Below are 15,669 nucleotides of genomic sequence, written 5' to 3' on the forward strand. Positions count from 1 at the left end.
TCGATTATGGAAGATATCCAAAAGCAGCAAATGCCCTAAAAGACAATACGGTTCAGTTAAGGATTTTTGGTACTAATTTTAGACCTGTAGAGACGCGAAATTTCGCGTCTTTACCAAGGTTTTTGGGCTTAACTGAACTGTATTGCCCTAAAAGATAATGGCTACCTGATTTTATTGTGGAACAAGGAATTTCAACCCAGTTATGAGGTGGATCAAAGTTTATCGCAAATCTATCAAGTACATACTCCATCTCTTGACCAAATAATTATTAATTCATAATTTATAATTCATAACGAAAATCATAGCCCCTTGATAAATCAAATGGAGACACTTTCAACAGATCCCCTTCATAATTCCTACGCCCCCGCAATTCGCAATTCGCAATTCGCAATTCGCAATTCGCAATTACGTTTTGTGACGGGGATTTAGGCCCCGATACTTTCACGCGCTGCTTGATAGAAGCAGGGGACTTAAACCCCAAAAGTTCGTTAATGCGTGGGGTAATAATTATAAATTAGTAATTATTAATTATGAATTATTTTGACCGATATGAAGACCAATAAACACAAGAATATATCTTGAGACAATTAGGAAATATGGCCATTGATTCGGGCTAATTCAAAGACTTGATATCTGGACAAGTTATATCAGAAGTAAGCTACATTGCCGATCAATATTTAACAGTTTTGAACACTTACTTGCCATACATAAAATTATATCCCAAAGATAAAGAATCTTTATTTTTGGGATTAAGACATCGCATAGAAGATGATTTTGGAGGCAGTCTGCAACTTTCATATATCTCTGCTTTTCACATTGCTCAAAAAGTTTCCTTAAATTTAAGGGAGTCTTAAATGGGCTATTGTTAAGTGGCAAAGGATGTTAAATAATAGGTATAGCAAGGTTAGCGCGACCTGACAATAGTTATTTTGATTGAATTATTGAAATGCATATATTATTAAATATTTTGCAACATAGTTGTCACATAATACTTATTTTGCTCAACTTAATATCTAGTATAATTCCTAAAAAAATTTGGGCTGTCAATTTTTTGCCCAAAAATTGAGCTTTTCAGGTTGAAGCAGCATATAGCTTGATTTTTAATCCCCATGCTATATGTGAGTTACAAAAATCTGTAAAACAACATATTTTTATTGCTTTACAAAAGCGTCAACTTGCTAGATGATAGCAACGAAAGGGAAAATGATTAGTAAGTATATTAGTATATTTTTAGCTATCGTTAGTTGTGTGAAAATCCTATAATTACGCAGCTAGAGTCGGTTTGAGTTTCCCTCATTACCTTAGCTCGAAGTAAAGAAATGGCAACACTAAATACGTCACACTTCCAAGTAAATGCTGCAACTTCTACTTCCTATGTTCATAGTTTAGTCTTCATCGACATGGCGGTTGAAGACTATAGCGATTTGGTCAATGGCGTGCTTGATAATACCCAAGTGTTCGTGCTTGACTCGACACAGGACGGTGTTGAACAAATTACAGAAATTCTAGCGAGTTATGCTGGCACGAATTTAATTAATATTCATATTGTGTGCCACGGTGCCCCAGGTTGCTTACACTTGGGCAACACCCATTTAGGATTGGATACCCTCGACGAATACAGCCAGCAACTGCAACTATGGCAAAAGATATTTTCAGCCTCTGCCAAAAACGATAACCCCTGGAACTTACTCATCTATGGTTGCAATGTGGCTTTGGGTGATGCGGGGACAGAATTTGTAGAAAAACTGCACCAACTCACCAAAGCAAATATTGCCGCTTCCCGTGGGCGAATTGGTAATGCAGCGTTAGGTGGTAACTGGGAGTTAGAAGTCCGCACGGCTGATATGGAAGTGAGTTTAGTTTTTCCAGAAACGACGCGACAGGCTTATGCAGGGGTACTGGCGACGTTCACGGTAAATAATACTGGGGATACAGATGATGGCGATCGCAATAACGGTATTACGACACTCCGGGAGGCTATTAACTTATCTAATGCTACTGCTGGGGATGATGCGATCGCTTTTGGGGAAATATTCACAGATGCCACCCCAGATGTGATCACGCTCACCTCTGGGCAACTGACGATTACTGATGATCTAACCATCTTGGGGACTGGGACATCTAAGCTTACCGTGAGTGGAAAGAATACCTCTACAGTCTTCGAGATATCGGGACTAGGGACAGGTGTCAATATTAATGAACTGGCGATCGCTAGCGGTAGTATTAAGGTTAATAGAACTTCCATCCTCAGCCTAGCTAACACCAGTGTGTCTGGTAATACAGCAGGAAGTGGCATCTTTAATAGGGGCATCCTCAGTCTTGCTAACACCAGCGTCTTTGGCAATAAGCAAGGCGGTATCTATAACGGTGGTAGTCTCAGCCTAACTAACAGCAGTGTTTATGGCAATACCGGGGCAAGCAAGATTTTTAATGGCAATACTGCCGGAGGCGGCATTTTTAATGACGCTTCCTCTGGTAAAGCTGGGATTCTCAGCCTCATTAACAGTAGTGTCTCTGGCAATACGGCAAACTCCGGTGGTGGCATCTATAATCAAGGCGGTACTCTCAGGCTAGGCTGTTGACTTTGGCTATTTTTCGGTAATTTCCCGAAAAATTATTTGTGCTGGTTTTTGCTTGTGTGAAAGCGCCTGTAACAGCCATCTTTACGCCAAAATAAAAAACACAGTTTTTGCATGAAGTCTTGTGGGCTAAAGGGTACAGAGTCAACAGCCTACTCTCAGGCTGACCAATAGCACTGTCTCTGGCAATACTGCAACCTCCGGCGGTGGCATTTTTAACGGAGATGATGGTGGTTATTTTAGCAGTTCAGCTACTCTAATTAATAGCACCATCTCTGGCAATACAGCGTTAGAGGATGGCGGTGGCATATACAATGGCACAGCCTACGTGGGTGACAACAGCCTCACCCTAATCAGCACTACAATTAATAACAACACAGCCGACTCAGATGGTGATGGTACTGGCAATGGCGGCGGTGTTTTTAGTTCCTCTGATTCCTCTGTCGAGATCAAGGTTAGTAACACCATCATTGCAGGCAACTTCGACAAGTCCACCTCCGGTGATATACACCCCGACGTGAGTGGTGGGCTGATTGACTCCGGCAATAACCTGATTGGCAATAATACTGGTAGCATTGGCTTTACCACCAGCACCCTTGTCGGCACAAGTGCTAACCCCATTGACCCCAAACTCGGACTGCTGCAAAATAACGGTGGTGCAACCTTTACCCAGGCGTTACTTGCGAATAGCCCCGCTATTGATGCTGGCAATAATTCCCTAGTTCCCATTGGTGTCATCACTGACCAACGCGGCACTCGATTTAACCGGATATTCAACGGTGTTGTTGATATTGGTGCTTACGAAGTGCAGACTTCCATCACCTCGCCACCTGTTAATACTGGCACAGTGGTGACTAATACCAACGATTCTGGATCGGGGTCATTGCGGCAGGCTATCCTCAATGCCAATACGACCGTTGGGGCAGATACGATTACCTTTGCGGGCGTGTTCACCGATGCTACCCCAGATATCATCACCCTGACCTCTGGCAAATTAACCATTACCGATGATATTACCATTTTGGGGACTGGGGCATCTAACCTGATTGTGAGTGGGAATAATTCATCAGGCGTGTTCGAGATATCGGGTTCTGGGACAGATGCCAGCATTGATGGCTTGAAGATTGCTAATGCTAATGATCCCTTAGGCAGTATTTTGCTCAATAGCAATACCAGCCTCAGCCTGACGGGAAGCACTGTCTCTGACAATAAAGGGGAGGTAGGCGGCATATTTAACAGAGGCACTCTCAACCTGACGGGAAGCACTGTCTCTGACAATAACGGGTCGTCATTAGGCGGCGGCATCTTTAATAAAGGCAACCTGAGCCTAACTAACAGCACTGTCTCCAGCAATCATGCAAACGTCGGTTTCAACACAGCCTATGGCGGCGGTATTTATAACTTAGGCAAACTTAGTATAAATAACAGCACTGTCTCTAATAATAGTGCGTTCGCCAGTGGTCTAAATCGGGGAGGCCCTGACCCCTACCCATCTTACGGCGGCGGCATTTATAACTCAGGCACTGTCGATATCACTAGCAGCACTGTCTCTGGTAATGGTGCGGCAGATGGCGGTGGCATTTATAACTTAGGTACTTTCAGCCTGATTAACAGCACTGTCTCTGATAATAGTGTATATTACACTGGCGGCGGCATCTTGAACAGTGGCACTCTCATCCTCACCAATGACACTATTACCAATAACACAGCAGAGGGCTTTGGCTATAACGGTGTTAGTGGCAACGGTGGGGGTGTTGTCAGTAATGGCGGTACTGTTATAGTTGGCGATACCATCATTGCAGGCAACTTCTACACAGTTTATTCTGATGATCCCAACGATTCCGGTAATTCCCGCGACGTTGCCGGCAACTTTACCGACGCTGGTAATAACCTAATTGGCGATCGCACTGCTAGCACTGGCTTTACTACCAGCACCCTCGTCGGCAGCAGAACCAACCCCATTGATCCAAGACTCAGCCCCCTGCAAAATAATGGTGGTACAACCTTTACTAATGCCTTACTTGCAGATAGTCCCGCCATTAACGCAGGCAATAATTCTCTGATTCGGGCAGGTATCACCACCGACCAACGAGGTGGTCAATTTAACAGAATATCTAGGGGTACAGTTGATATTGGTGCTTTAGAGTTTAACGGGGTGAATGGAACCAATGGCGCTGATAATTTAGTAGGTAAGAACTACGGTGACATAATTAACGCTCAAGCCGGGAACGATACCATCACAGGTAATCAAGGCAACGACATCCTAACTGGTGGCGGCGGCAAAGATAAATTTGTTTACAATTTAGGTGACGGTGTTGATACCATTACCGATTTCGGTGGGTTAGGTAAAGGCTCAAATCCATCAGCAGCAATCATTGCCGAAGTGGATACCCTGAAATTTCAAGGTGCTGGATTGACAGCCCAAAATCTACTACTCACCCAGAATGCTAGTAATCTGGAAATCACCTTTGAAGGGGTGGTTGATGACAAAGTTATCCTGCAAAACTTTCTCCTGGAAAACCTAGATAACACATCGGCAGTAGGCAATATCCTGTTTAATGGGCAAACCAGCATTAGTGAAAGCTTTGATGTCTTCGATGCCAACTCCACCCAAAACGCTATTTCTAACAGGAACACAGTTACCTTTCTCAATGACCTGAACAACAATCTCACTGGCTTTGACAACTCAGCAGATGTGATTAATGCTCAAGGGGGCGATGACCGCATCGACGGCAAGAGTGGTAACGACCTGCTACGCAGTGGTGCTGGTAAAGATACCCTGCTTGGTGGTGCTGGTAATGATACTCTGCTTGGTGGTAATGGTAATGACATTCTCATTGGAGGTGCTGGTGATGACATTCTCATTGGCGGTGATTTTAGTGATACGCTGACTGGCGGTAGCGGTAATGACCAGTTCATCTACCGAACCCTTAGCAATGGTGATAGAATCACTGACTTTAATCAAAGCGAGGATAAATTAATCCTTACTGACTTGTTTAAGAGTAGAGGCTACAGTAGAAGTAATCCCATTTCAGATGGTTATCTGCGGTTTGTGCAATCGGGTACTTCTACACAAGTTCAGTTTGCCTACTTTGGTGACAATTTTTATACCTTTGCAACTTTGAATAATTTCACAGCTACAAATCTGGTAGTCGGTACTGATGTCATCGTTTAGCGCTCAATTATAGTCTCTAGCCACTATCTTAAAAATAAAAAACTCCATCCCCTTGTGGGTGGAGTTTTAGGGTATGGGGAATGGGGAATGGGGAATGGGGCATGGGTAAGAGTTCCCAATGCCCTAAGTTGGTGGGCGGCTATCCCTCTCCACTTAACTCTTGGGAATTGAGTTTCCCGCCGACTTCCAATAAATATTAGACATTTGGTGAAAAAGAACGTAGAGACGTAGCACTGCTACGTCTCTACAAGGGTTCTGGATAAAGCATAATTAATTTGTGCAGATATCATTGCTTAATTTTGGATTTTAGATGTCTCTAAAATCCAAAATCTATAACTTTTATAGTTGGCGTACTAATGGCTGACCATCTTTGACTTCACCAATCAAAACTAAATCGACACAGTTAACGAAAATACCATTTTCCAGGACGCCGGGAATGTTATTCAATGTCTTTTCTAGGCTGACTGGATCTTCAATAGAGTCAAATCTGACATCTAAAACAAAATTACCTTGATCGGTAATCACTGGCCCAGCTTTTTTTACACCCATGCGGAGTTCTGGTTTGCCACCGAGTTTTTTGATGGCATTAGTCACAGGAGTAATTGCCATTGGAATCACTTCAACGGGCACAGCGAAAGTAGAACCCAAGCGTTCTACTAACTTACCACTATCTACCACAACGATAAACTGTTCTGCCAGGTAGTCTACTACTTTTTCGCGGGTATGTGCTGCACCACCGCCTTTAATCAAATTCTTCTGCGGATCAACTTCATCTGCGCCATCAATAGCAATATCGATGTGGTCAATAGCATCTAACGTGGCAAGAGGTACACCATATTGCTTCGCCAGTACTTCTGACTGAAATGATGTTGGTATACCAATGATATCTTGAAGTTCACCAGACTTGAGGCGATCGCCCAAAAACTGAATCGTATATGCTGTTGTTGACCCCGTACCCAACCCCACAATAGAACCCGACTTTACTAAGGCGGCGGCGGCTTTGCCAACTTCTTGCTTCATCAACTTTACGGGATCTGCTGCTGCGGTCATTGCCAAAACTCCTGAAAAACTGACTATAGTCCATAGTAGTGGGCAGATAACCTCAAAAGATGAAAGCTAAAAAACAAGTTTTTGCTAATCTTTACTTCCTTGATTAGGGAATTATAAAAAATAAAACATCCTAGTGTCCGGAACAAAGCAGATGACTAGTGTAATAATAAGTATATTAATATACAAAACTCATGAACAAATTTCAGTATACTGATCCTACTATTAAGCAATTTTTCGCTGAGATTGACCCGGAAGTAGCAAATACCTTTACGGTGGAGCAATTAGAAGCCATAAAAAGGTGTTTGGACTCTCGTGCTAGGAAACGTCATTCTTTAGACATAAGAGTTTCAGTACCAATTCCCGGATTAAGGTTCTATCTGGTGTTGCTAGGAGGTTCAGAACGTCGTTCTAAAGTGCGTTTACGCTCTGAAAGAGGTTTATATCCTTTTTGGACTCCTGCCAATATCTTGTTCCTTCTAGGATTTCTAATCATTCTATCGATTTGTAGCTACACTATATTTTCTTCTGCATTGTCTTCACTTACTCCCACATCTAGCTCCTATTACCCTACTTCAATTCCTTGGATTGAGGATAAATCAGAATGTGAACACACTGGTAGAATCTGGAAGAATGGGAAGTGCTGGGATTCTGAACACAGTCCTAATTTTTAAAATTTATAGCCATACCCTACATAAGGGAACTCCAAAAAATAAATTATTCCACATTAAAGTCGTTGACTGTTGACTGTTGACTGTTGACTGTTGACTGAAAACTCGTGAACCGTCAACCGTCAACAGTGAACAATAGCAATGGAATATTTTTTACTTGGAAGTCCCTAACTAGAGCAACATTGCCCAGCCTAAATTCGTCACTAGCTAAGTTACAGGTTATTAAAAACACTAAATTTTGCGTTAGCCTCAGTAACGTAGTTTTTTCAATTCACGTTAGCAGCTAAAAGTGATTATGGTGATGCGTCAGCTTTCAATTACTCTATCTTTAATGGCATTACTACAAAACTTACCAGCAATTGCTCAGACCCCAGTGCCAGAAAATACTTCTGGAGTGCCATCTGATGCCATTCAACAGGTAACTGCTGTCAAATGGATGACAAACTTTTCTGATGGCAAGTTTTATCCAGAAAAGTTACTCAGTAGGGCCGAATTAGCGTCAATTATGGTAAAAGCATTTGGGCTAAATAAAAGACAAGCTGTTAGCAAAGAAAATTTAGCTATTCCAGATGTTCCCCGTTCTCATTGGGCATTTAATGATATACAGACAGTCTTAAAAACTGATATTATGAAAGGCTATCGGGGCAATGAATTCTTCCCTAACCAAAAGGTGACAAGGGCTGAAGCTCTTGCTATTTTCGCCCAGGCTTATGGTGTATTTCAGTTTCCCGATGACGCTGTGAATGATACTCTGGCTTCATATCCAGATGAAAAGTCTATCCCAACTTGGGCTAGAAAAGCGATCGCTACAGTAGCTACTGAAGGATTTCTCAATACAGATGCTCAAGGCAATATTTCTCCATTAAAACCTGTAACCCGTGGAGATATGGCCTATGTCTTGAGTAAATATTTACAACGACAACAGCAACAACCCGAAACACCAGAAGTTCCGATTATTCCAAATAGCCCACAAACACCTTAGTTAGACTTTTTCCAGCCAAGGTGCTTAAAATCACTTTTGATCTGAACCTCTATACCTGTCTCGAATCTGGCGAAGATATAAGGAATTAGACTGTGTTGGTTGCTGCAACACATAATTAGATTGTGGTGGTTGCGTCGGTTGCTGCAACCCATAATTTCCAAAATTAGATTGTGGTGGTTGCATCGGTTGCTGCAATCCATAATTCCCATATCCCGCAGGGTTTGTGGGAGTGACAACGCCTTGACTTGGAATCTGACTAGAGTAAGGTGCAATATTATATGGTGCAGCAGGCGTGACTGGGGGTGTCACTGGTGCTACATTAGGCACTACCTGACCGTTATTTAAATTATTGTAGGGACTTTGCGGTAAGTTAGTACCCGTTGATGTGTAGCCTGTACCAGTATTTAAACCATTACTAGGCACTACCTGACCGTTATTACCGTTATTTAAATTATTGTAGGGATTTTGCTGCAAGTTCGTACCCGTTGACGTGTAGCCTGTCCCAGTATTTAACCCAGCACTTGGTAGAGAATTCTGACTGGGTAAGCTGTTAATGGGTGGCATCAACGTTGTTCCAGGCTCAGAGGCTTGGCTTAAAGTATTTGTCTGAGTTGCAGTCCCATTGAAGCTAGAAAATTTCTGGTTTGTCGATTGATTGAGTGCAGCTTGCAGAGGGCTGATAGAGACAGAATTTTGATTCTTGTTGGTTTGATTCGTAAGTCCAATACCCAAGCTAGAAGATGTTTCCCCTGCTGTTGGTTCAGATGTCGTAGTTAAGGTCTTAAGACCTAAAAACTGGTTATTATTATCAACCGTCCCAGTCCGCAATAAATTTTCTGTTTGTACAACAAAGGGATTTTTCACAGATGGGGAGGTATCGGCATTAACGCCTAGACCAGGATTTAATTTGGTATCATTAGCAGAATTTTGTTTTTTAATTACATCCTCTAAGGAGTTTTGACTATTTTTTGTCTCAGTATTTTCCTTGGGGTTATTTGGCGTTACTGAAATTGCTTGGTCAAAATCATTAAATAAAACTGGCAGGTTATCAATATCTGCTGCAATGGCTCTGTTTTCTTCTGACAGCGAGGAATCAGCAGGTTTTTCTGAGGCGACTTGGTTTTTTTGCTTATAAACAAAAATATTTGGGTTTGACCAGTATTCCCAAGTTACTAGCCCAACTACAGATAAAAAAATTGCAGTGCCCCAAAAACCAGGTCGCCCTAGATTCCATAACCTGGCTTTGAGATAGCGTAAGTAGGCGGGAGGATAATGACGATTTGGCATGGGATTGGTAATTGAAATTTACTCGAAATCGGTAAAACTTGATGGAAGTTGAAGGCGTTGCTGTTTAATTATTTTGCTTTGCTCAACAAGAAATATCTCAAGTTATATCTTGCACCTGCCTATCCCGCCTGAGAAGAAATTCTCTTTTCTTATAGCCCAAGTCCAGTAAGCGTGGACTAAAACCCTTACAAAGTCTTCAATAGATAGACTTTGTTATAAGCCTCAGAATTCATTCTGAGGCGGTCGTGGGAACTGGTGCAAGTTTTGAGTCAACTGAAGTTGGATAGTAATTTTATCCTAACTTCTCTATCAGTTATTAGTCAGTACCAATAGACATGTAGTAGTCAAAAATTTACTTTTTAGCGGCTGGAGTCCTTTAGCGAGATTTTCTATAAAGTTATGGCAATTTATGCTTATTTTTGGGTATCGGTCACATTGGATAACATCAGGAGTTGACAACTGGTCTAATTTATTGTTGTAGCTGGACAAAAGTTCAACTTTTTTATTTTCTAGTTAGCAAACTAAACTGTGTGCTGCAATGCTCCGATACGCCTCTGAAGGCACTGTGCTGCACCGTACTATTAACCAGGAGACTACAGCAATGATGAAAGCTGAAGATATCATGACCAAAGATGTAGTTACCATTCGCGGTTCGGCGACTGTTGCTGAAGCAGTGGGGCTAATGAAGGAAAAAAAATTGCGGGCGCTGGTTGTGGAGAATCGCCATGAGAATGATGCTTATGGCATTGTCACAGAAACGGATATTGTTTATAAGGTAACAGCCTACGGTAAAGACCCAAAGCAAGTGCGGGTTTACGAAATTATGAGCAAGCCCTGCATTGTGGTCAATCCTGATTTGGGTGTGGAATATGTAGCGCGGTTATTTGCTAACACAGGTATTCATCGAGCGCCTGTGATTCAAGGCAAGCTGTTGGGCATCATCTCGATTACCGACATTTTGACCAAAAGCGACTTTGTGGAAGCGCCAAAAGCCCTATTGCTAGAGGATAGAATTCAAAAAGCCATTGAGCAGTCTCGGGCTATTTGCACCGAACAAGGTGCTTATTCTAAAGCCTGTGCAGCCGCCTGGGATGAGGTAGAAGAACTTCAAGCAGAAGCCGCTTATCAGAAAGCTGAGGGTATGGTATCAGCCAAAGTCTCTTTTGAAGAATATTGTAAGGAAAACCCAAATGCACCGGAATGTCGAAATTATCACCCGTGATTGAAGTGTGGGGATGAAGAGGAATTGGGAGTTAGGAGTTAGGAGTGAGGAGTGAGGAGTTAGGAGTTAGGAGTTAGGAGTTAGGAGTTAGGAGTGAGGAGTTAGGAGTTAGGAGTTAGGAGTTAGGAGTTAGGAGTTAGGAGTGAGGAGTTAGGAGTTAGGAGTGAGGAGTTATTCTCCTTGTCTCCTTGTCCCCATGCTCCCTGCGATCTCAATTTAGCGATTGGCAACTCGCATCAATAAGAATAGGCCTATTGCCAGAAAAAGAAAGTTGGGCAACCAAGCCCCCATAAAGGGAGAGAGGACACCTGCTTGCGCGATCGCACCACTAATAAAGAAAATTAAGTAGTATGAAAAAATTACTACGACACTAATCCCAAAGCTGGTACCTCTCCCAGTTCGCTGGGGTATGCTTCCCATCGCTGCACCTACCAAGCCAAAAACTACGCATACAAAAGGTAAAGAGATTTTTTGTTGAATCCGCACTTCGAGTTTACGAATTTTTTGGCGATCGCCACCGAGAAGTTCTACTTGTAGTTGATCTAGTGCTTCAGCAATATTCATTTCACCGTAGTCTCGGCTTTTCTCTGCCAGACTTAATGGGGTGCGCGGTAGTTGCAGTTGTTGGTGTTCAAATCTAACGATGTTGCGATAAGAGCGATCGGCAGCAACAAAATAGATGGTACCGTTGTAAAAATCCCAGACATTTTGAGAAGGATTCCATTGGGCAGATTCTGATACCACAATTTGATTCAGATTTTTTGTTGAACGATCTATAATCGTCAAACCTGACATCCGCTTACCATCAAATTGGTCGGCGTAAAAAAAGCGTGTCAATATCCTATTCTTAGAACCATCCGGCTGTGTCACATCTTGGTATTCAGGATAGAAAATATTTTGCTGTTTCAAAATTGGCTTATCTGATTTTAGGGCTTTATTCAGGGTCATCGCCGCTTGATAATTTGCTGCTGGTGCAATTTGTTCGTTAAACACAAATGTCAATCCTGTAACCACAAGACTCAACATCACAGCAGTTAGCACTATGCGATAGACACTCACCCCACAACCACGCAGGGCAATTAGTTCGCTCTCGCTAGAAAGACGACTGTAAGTCATCAAAGTAGCCAGTAGCGTAGACATGGGGAAGGCTAAAACGATAAAGTTGGGAAACTTTAGCAAAAAAACCTGAATGGCAATGTCTATGGGTAGCCCAGATTCTACAATTTTTCTGACGAGATCAAATACAGCATCAATGGTAACGCCAAGTGATGAAAAAGCTCCGACACCAAAGAAAAACGGCGCTAACAATTCGCTAGTAAGGTAACGATCCATGATCGTAAAAGGCAGCAGCGAATGGAGGTTGTAGAAAGACGTAAGTTTCTTTGATATCATGACTAGCTTGAAAAGTTCAATGTTAGTAACCCTGGCGAAATAAAGGATATATAAATTTAATTTTAAAATTAAATTTTAAATACCTGAAAATTAACTAATAAATTCATGTTTAAAATTTAAAAATAGCCTTTTAAATTATTAACTAAATAACTATTAATTTAGGCTTGAAAATTAGTACCTAAATAATATTGCCGCACCAGGGGGTTGCCGTAGAGTTCGTCAGCAGCGCCAAAAGCGAGAATTTGTCCTTCGCGCATGATATAGGCGCGATCGGTGATGGCCAGGGTTTCGCGGACATTATGATCTGTAATTAAGATTCCCATGCCGCGATCGCGCAGTTGGGCGACGATTTGCTGAATTTCTGAAACTGCGATCGGATCAACTCCCGCAAATGGTTCATCCAAAAGTAAAAATTTTGGCCCTTCTTTTCCAGCAGCCAAAGACCTTGCTAATTCCGTCCGCCGTCGCTCACCACCAGAAAGTTGAATTCCTTTGCTATTGGCTAATTTTTCCAACCGAAACTCCCGCAGTAAAGTTGTGAGTCGTCTTGACCATTCCCATCGTGGCACATTCGTTTGCTCTAGCACCAAGAGAATATTATCCTCTACCGAAAGTTGGCGAAAAACACTTGGTTCTTGTGCTAAATAGCCAATACCCAGCCGCGCCCTTTTGTGCATTGGCATTCCTGTAACGTCCAGATTATCCAGCCAAACTTTTCCTTGATTGGGTTTTTCTAAACCTGTGGCAATGTAAAATGTCGTCGTTTTACCAGCCCCATTGGGGCCTAGTAAACCAACGATTTCGCCCTGAGCAACAGAAAGGTTGACACGATTGACAATTACTCGCTTGCCGTAAGATTTGTGGATATTCTCTAAAACAATTTTCACGCTGGAGCCGCCCTTTCTTGGTGGTAAATGCTAATTAAAAGGCTTCAAAGGTGGTGTTTTTGGGGCAGGTGTTGCAGTTTGTCCATCATTATCTGATTCTTGGATCATGTAGATCGACTCTACCTGACGGTTGGATTGGGGTAAAGCAACAAATCGCCCTTCGTCGATTAAATAGGTTACCTTCTCCGCCCGAATACTGTTACCGCCCTGTTGCAAAATATAGACGTTCCCACTGAAATCAATTCGGCGTTCTTTGCTAAAGTACTGTGCTTGGGCAGATGTTGCCTGAATCTGGCGAGAAGGATACAACATTTGTACGTTACCGCGAGCAGTAATTACTTGGTTTTTCGCGTCATATTCTTGCACATCAGCGCGGATAGTCAGGGGGCGATTGTCTCTAGATGTTTGTGCGGTAGCTGTTTGCAGTTGAGTAGGGAAGACAAAAGCACCCAAGAGTGCAGCTGGCAGCATTAAAGCTAATCCAAAGCGACGTATCTGGGATATGGGCAATTGATAGCAGGGCATCATAGCAATTGGGGATTCAGGATTTCAGCTTGCATTCTAATTATCTCAACTACTTTATCCAGATATGAAATATACAATCTAGAGTGATTTCCGATAACTACTGGCTGAAATAGTGACGCTACCCCCAACCTCAAGGTTTCAGGAAATTGACATCTGAGTGAAAATGACGTAGGCACGGCGTTGCTGAATTGAAGTATGAATCTGGATGTAGAGACGTAGCTTTTCTTCGTCTCTACAAGGATTTTAATATTAAGTAGTCGGACAAAAATATTTACAGTCATTGCGAGCGTTCGCGTTAGCGTCTCGAAGAGAAGCGAAGCAATCCCAGCCCTTGCGATTGCTTCATTCCGCTTCGCTCCATTCGCAATGACATTGTGTAATTAATTCTGTCTGACTACTTATGCAAAATCATTTTCATACATGGAATCAGCAACGCCGTAGGCACAATACCCCTGCCTTAAGCCGTTTTGCGTCTACATGAATTGTGCCTATCGAGGATTTCGGGCAACGCATAATTAATTTACCGAGTTATCCGTGCCGGGAAAGCCCCTAAATTCTATTTATGGGGGCACATCAGGGGCGAATTTATTCGCAGTGATACTTCTCTATTGTGATATAATTACGTTAGTGTATTCAACGTAATGATGCTAGTATTTGAGGCAAAATTGGAAGGAACAAAAGAACAGTACCAATCGCTTGATCAAGCGATTAGAACTGCTCGTTTTGTTCGTAACAGTTGTGTCCGATACTGGATGGATAATAAAGGTATTGGTAGATACGAGTTGAGCGCTTATTGCGCTATTCTTGCGTCTAATATTGAGTTTCCGTTCGTTTCCAAGTTGAACTCGATGGCAAGGCAAGCTAGTGCTGAAAGAGCGTGGTCTGCAATTGCTCGATTTTTTGAGAACTGCAAGAAAAGCAAACCAGGGAAAAAAGGTTATCCACGATTCAGGTCATATCAGACAAATGGATCTGTTGAGTACAAGACCAGTGGGTGGCGGCTCTCTGAAGACCGTAGATACATCACTTTTTCGGATGGTTTTCAAGCAGGAACTTTTAAACTTTGGGGAACTCGTGACCTGCATTTTTATCAGTTGAAGCAGTTTAAGCGCATTCGCGTTGTGCGTCGTGCAGATGGTTATTATTGCCAGTTTTGCATCGACCAAGATCGAATAGAAAAACGACAGCCAACTAATAAAACAGTTGGGTTAGATGTTGGTTTAAACTATTTCTTGACTGATAGTGATGGAAACCAAGTTGAGAATCCCAGGCATTTGAGAAAGTCGGAAAAATCGCTTAAACGATTGCAGCGTCGTTTCTCTAAAACCAAAAAAGGTTCTCAGAACCGGGTTAAATTTAGAAATAAATTAGCCCGTAAGCACCTCAAGGTAAATCGCCAGCGTAAAGACTTTGCTGTGAAATTGGCAAGGTGCGTAGTGATGTCTAACGACATTGTGGCGTATGAAGACTTGAAGGTACGGAATATGGTAAAAAATCATCATCTAGCGAAATCGATACATGAAGCAGCATGGATGCAGTTCCGCCAATGGGTTGAATATTTTGGCAAAGTGTTTGGTGTGGCAACTGTTGCAGTTCCACCCCATAATACTTCGCAAAATTGTTCTAATTGTGGTCAGGTTGTCAAAAAATCTCTTAGCACTAGAACTCATTCATGCAACAAGTGCGGAATGGTGTTAGACCGTGACCATAATGCTGCGCGAAACATACTTGAGATAGGACTCCGTACCGTGGGGCACACGGGAACGTTAACGTCTGTGGATGAGAACGACCTCTACTTGGGTGATGCAAATCCTCCAAGCAAGCCGACTCGTGGAAGCAGAAAACCTAAGAAGGCAACTTCTTAGAATCCCCGCCATTTTATGGCTGGGGTGGATGTCAACA

12 protein-coding genes are annotated in these 15,669 nt (G+C 42.4%); 6 read left to right on the plus strand and 6 right to left on the minus strand.

Translation table 11 applies throughout. The features are described 5' to 3' along the window. Positions 1–52 precede the first annotated feature (52 nt). The gene (locus D1367_RS33095) at positions 53–250 is read right to left on the minus strand and encodes a hypothetical protein (RefSeq protein WP_181984852.1); all 198 of its coding nucleotides are present in this window, start codon (positions 248–250) and stop codon (positions 53–55) included. A 1,069-nt stretch (positions 251–1,319) separates the two neighbouring features. On the opposite strand from D1367_RS33095, the gene D1367_RS15945 reads away from it, so the two are divergent. Both D1367_RS15945 and D1367_RS32260 read left to right on the plus strand, forming a co-directional pair. Next, positions 1,320–2,582, plus strand: coding sequence for a DUF4347 domain-containing protein (locus D1367_RS15945; protein WP_118167309.1), 1,263 nt, complete (start codon positions 1,320–1,322; stop codon positions 2,580–2,582). A 325-nt stretch (positions 2,583–2,907) separates the two neighbouring features. Then, positions 2,908–5,754, plus strand: coding sequence for a calcium-binding protein (locus D1367_RS32260; RefSeq protein ID WP_228674851.1), 2,847 nt, complete (start codon positions 2,908–2,910; stop codon positions 5,752–5,754). A 339-nt stretch (positions 5,755–6,093) separates the two neighbouring features. Here D1367_RS32260 and rpiA read toward each other — a convergent pair whose 3' ends face one another. After that, positions 6,094–6,804 (minus strand): ribose-5-phosphate isomerase RpiA, encoded by a 711-nt coding sequence (gene rpiA / locus D1367_RS15955; protein WP_118167310.1) that lies wholly within the window; start codon positions 6,802–6,804, stop codon positions 6,094–6,096. 191 nt (positions 6,805–6,995) lie between these two features. Between rpiA and D1367_RS15960 the strand changes: the two genes are divergently transcribed. Together D1367_RS15960 and D1367_RS15965 are read left to right on the plus strand one after the other, a co-directional pair. Next, positions 6,996–7,475 (plus strand): hypothetical protein, encoded by a 480-nt coding sequence (locus D1367_RS15960; RefSeq protein ID WP_118167311.1) that lies wholly within the window; start codon positions 6,996–6,998, stop codon positions 7,473–7,475. A gap of 298 nt (positions 7,476–7,773) precedes the next feature. Beyond that, the gene (locus tag D1367_RS15965; RefSeq protein WP_181984853.1) at positions 7,774–8,454 is read left to right on the plus strand and encodes an S-layer homology domain-containing protein; all 681 of its coding nucleotides are present in this window, start codon (positions 7,774–7,776) and stop codon (positions 8,452–8,454) included. 30 nt (positions 8,455–8,484) lie between these two features. Here the strand turns inward: D1367_RS15965 and D1367_RS15970 are convergent, their stop codons facing one another. After that, complete coding sequence (locus tag D1367_RS15970) at positions 8,485–9,741, minus strand: hypothetical protein (RefSeq protein ID WP_118167313.1); 1,257 nt, start codon at positions 9,739–9,741, stop codon at positions 8,485–8,487. 601 nt (positions 9,742–10,342) lie between these two features. On the opposite strand from D1367_RS15970, the gene D1367_RS15975 reads away from it, so the two are divergent. Continuing rightward, entirely contained in the window at positions 10,343–10,963 is a 621-nt protein-coding gene (locus D1367_RS15975; RefSeq protein ID WP_181985204.1) for a CBS domain-containing protein, read from the plus strand. Between the two features lie 216 nt (positions 10,964–11,179). Here the strand turns inward: D1367_RS15975 and D1367_RS15980 are convergent, their stop codons facing one another. The 3 genes from D1367_RS15980 to D1367_RS15990 form a co-directional block, all read right to left on the minus strand. Then, on the minus strand, positions 11,180–12,295 hold the full coding sequence (locus D1367_RS15980; protein WP_118167314.1) for an LptF/LptG family permease: 1,116 nt from the start codon (positions 12,293–12,295) through the stop codon (positions 11,180–11,182). Between the two features lie 218 nt (positions 12,296–12,513). Then, positions 12,514–13,242 (minus strand): LPS export ABC transporter ATP-binding protein, encoded by a 729-nt coding sequence (gene lptB / locus D1367_RS15985; protein ID WP_118167315.1) that lies wholly within the window; start codon positions 13,240–13,242, stop codon positions 12,514–12,516. 30 nt (positions 13,243–13,272) lie between these two features. Next, complete coding sequence (locus tag D1367_RS15990; RefSeq protein WP_118167316.1) at positions 13,273–13,770, minus strand: LptA/OstA family protein; 498 nt, start codon at positions 13,768–13,770, stop codon at positions 13,273–13,275. Positions 13,771–14,411: 641 nt separating this feature from the next. On the opposite strand from D1367_RS15990, the gene D1367_RS16000 reads away from it, so the two are divergent. After that, positions 14,412–15,632, plus strand: a complete 1,221-nt coding sequence (locus D1367_RS16000) for an RNA-guided endonuclease InsQ/TnpB family protein (protein WP_118167318.1) — start codon at positions 14,412–14,414, stop codon at positions 15,630–15,632. Positions 15,633–15,669 lie beyond the last annotated feature (37 nt).

The sequence above is a fragment of the Nostoc sphaeroides genome (assembly GCF_003443655.1).
Classification (GTDB): Bacteria; Cyanobacteriota; Cyanobacteriia; order Cyanobacteriales; family Nostocaceae; genus Nostoc; species Nostoc sphaeroides.

Bases quoted from the DNA above. Each gene is read 5' to 3' on its own strand.
- D1367_RS33095 (WP_181984852.1), bottom strand. From the start codon at position 250: ATGGAGTATGTACTTGATAGATTTGCGATAAACTTTGATCCACCTCAT.
- D1367_RS15945 (WP_118167309.1), top strand. From the start codon at position 1,320: ATGGCAACACTAAATACGTCACACTTCCAAGTAAATGCTGCAACTTCT.
- rpiA (WP_118167310.1), bottom strand. From the start codon at position 6,804: ATGACCGCAGCAGCAGATCCCGTAAAGTTGATGAAGCAAGAAGTTGGC.
- D1367_RS15960 (WP_118167311.1), top strand. From the start codon at position 6,996: ATGAACAAATTTCAGTATACTGATCCTACTATTAAGCAATTTTTCGCT.
- D1367_RS15965 (WP_181984853.1), top strand. From the start codon at position 7,774: ATGCGTCAGCTTTCAATTACTCTATCTTTAATGGCATTACTACAAAAC.
- D1367_RS15970 (WP_118167313.1), bottom strand. From the start codon at position 9,741: ATGCCAAATCGTCATTATCCTCCCGCCTACTTACGCTATCTCAAAGCC.
- D1367_RS15975 (WP_181985204.1), top strand. From the start codon at position 10,343: ATGATGAAAGCTGAAGATATCATGACCAAAGATGTAGTTACCATTCGC.
- D1367_RS15980 (WP_118167314.1), bottom strand. From the start codon at position 12,295: ATGGATCGTTACCTTACTAGCGAATTGTTAGCGCCGTTTTTCTTTGGT.
- D1367_RS15990 (WP_118167316.1), bottom strand. From the start codon at position 13,770: ATGATGCCCTGCTATCAATTGCCCATATCCCAGATACGTCGCTTTGGA.
- D1367_RS16000 (WP_118167318.1), top strand. From the start codon at position 14,412: ATGCTAGTATTTGAGGCAAAATTGGAAGGAACAAAAGAACAGTACCAA.